Annotated in this window: 2 protein-coding genes and 1 pseudogene; 2 read left to right on the top strand and 1 reads right to left on the bottom strand. The window is 57.7% G+C overall.

Going from position 1 to position 1,630, the window contains the following annotated elements:
• Both QZ186_RS05700 and QZ186_RS05695 read left to right on the top strand, forming a co-directional pair.
• Positions 1 to 209: hypothetical protein (locus QZ186_RS05700; RefSeq protein ID WP_296416119.1), on the top strand; the 209-nt coding region annotated here is incomplete at its 5' end.
• A 4-nt stretch (positions 210 to 213) separates the two neighbouring features.
• The gene (locus QZ186_RS05695; protein WP_296416118.1) at positions 214 to 1,206 is read left to right on the top strand and encodes a hypothetical protein; all 993 of its coding nucleotides are present in this window, start codon (positions 214 to 216) and stop codon (positions 1,204 to 1,206) included.
• A 13-nt stretch (positions 1,207 to 1,219) separates the two neighbouring features.
• Here the strand turns inward: QZ186_RS05695 and QZ186_RS05690 are convergent.
• A pseudogene (locus QZ186_RS05690) lies at positions 1,220 to 1,630 on the bottom strand (cysteine dioxygenase); the annotation flags it as partial.

Below are 1,630 nucleotides of genomic sequence, written 5' to 3'. Positions count from 1 at the left end.
GGGAGGAATTACTACGCCGAAACGCTGTCCTGATGCCCTTGGTGGAGGGAATCGATGAAAGTACCGGGGCGGGACTGCTGCAGACCCACCTCTATTGCAACCGCGATGTCCTACTGGGCCATCGCTTTGGCGACCTGGTGAGCAGTGACAGCAAGGGACGCAAGCAGGTCAATATCCGCCGGTTGAATCATGTCATTGCAACGCGCTGAGCGCATGGTTGAGCCAGCAACAACACAGGCGATTGAAAAGCTGAGCGCGCGCTGGAATGAGCCTGAAATTTCAAGCGGCTCAGTCCTTCACTGGCTCGAGCAGTTTGAGGCCAGTGACCATGCCATTGCCCTGCAGTTACTGGACTGCATGGAGATGCATAGCTGGGCCCGCCTGATCAGAGAGTGCAGGCTTCTGCACGAACGACTCTGCAGTGACCTAGGCGAGGACGGTTTCGACATCGAGCACTTCTCGGATATCGACTTCACCCGAGCCTTTGTCTGCAAAAGCGGCGACCTGATTGCCTACGTCTACCGAAAGGCCAACCGCATTCCAGTCAGTTGCTTCAAAAACATCGAAGCACTCCACTCCACCTTCAGGACTGAGGCCGAGCGACGGGCACTGGTGATCTTCGATGACTACATCGGCACGGGCTCACAGTTCCTCTTCCAATTCGTGGCCCGCTCCAGTAGCAACCGCAAACTGCTCCAGCGCTACCGGCGACTTCGACTCGCCGCCGTTGTGGTGCACGACAACGCGAGAGAGAAGTGGAAGTTACTGCAACATCAGCAGTTTCAACGGGTGATGGAGATCGAAGAAGCGCAGCTGACCTGCATGGATTTCAGCCGAGACCGGGGAGAGCTCACCCAGGCCCTCTCCGAGCTGGATTGGAAGCGAGCCGGGCTGGTCGCCGCTCAGCGGGATTTCCCTGTCACAGCCCATCCCAGTTTGCGGCCCGAACAGCGCCATCAACTGAGTCAGTTCCTGTTGAAACTGCAACAGTCGGAAGGGGCAGGAACGACCGAATTTCTGCTGGGGCACCACACGTTTTTCTATGGAGCACCCAATGCCCTGGCGCGGGTGCTGCTACCTCTGTTCAAACGCATAGAGGACTTCACCGTCTATCCCAAAGAAGTCCAAGTGGGATTGCCCGCAGACATCCTCGATTACGACATCGATAACCCCGAATCCGTCACACCCTTTGGGCGCCGGGATTAGCCAGTTGGCGGGACTAAGCCGCCAACGCGAGCATCTGTTGAAGTCTCCAAGCCTTGAGCTGCGCTTGACGCTTTCGAATCGCTAGGTCCGCCGTCAAGCCATACTGGCGCCTCTCAATGTCTGATTCAGGCAAAGCAAAAAAGACGCCGCCACTGGTGAACTGAATACACCCTTCATCCGGATCAAACACCCGAGCTGAAGCCGTAACTGCAGTGCGCGGTTCCCGACAGCCATAGACGTGCAGGCTCAAGAAACTCTGTTCACCGGCATTGCCCATCTGATGGATCAACGCCGGAGAGACCGCGCGTACCTGGCCGGGGCCGTAGGGAAGCGCCTGCTCATCGCAGAGGTGCAACCGACGCAGGCGATAGCTGTAATGCTCAGCCTGACCAAAGCATTGGACCGCTCCCCACTGCGCCAAGCC

Source organism: Vulcanococcus sp. DEBay_Sum29NL08_54, assembly GCF_017859255.1.
GTDB lineage: Bacteria > Cyanobacteriota > Cyanobacteriia > PCC-6307 > Cyanobiaceae > Vulcanococcus.
The sequence above is the reverse complement of the archived record's forward strand: the minus strand, read 5'-3'. Positions and strand labels throughout refer to the sequence as shown.

Coding starts and splice junctions, on each gene's coding strand:
- QZ186_RS05695 (WP_296416118.1), top strand. CDS start 214: ATGGTTGAGCCAGCAACAACACAGGCGATTGAAAAGCTGAGCGCGCGC.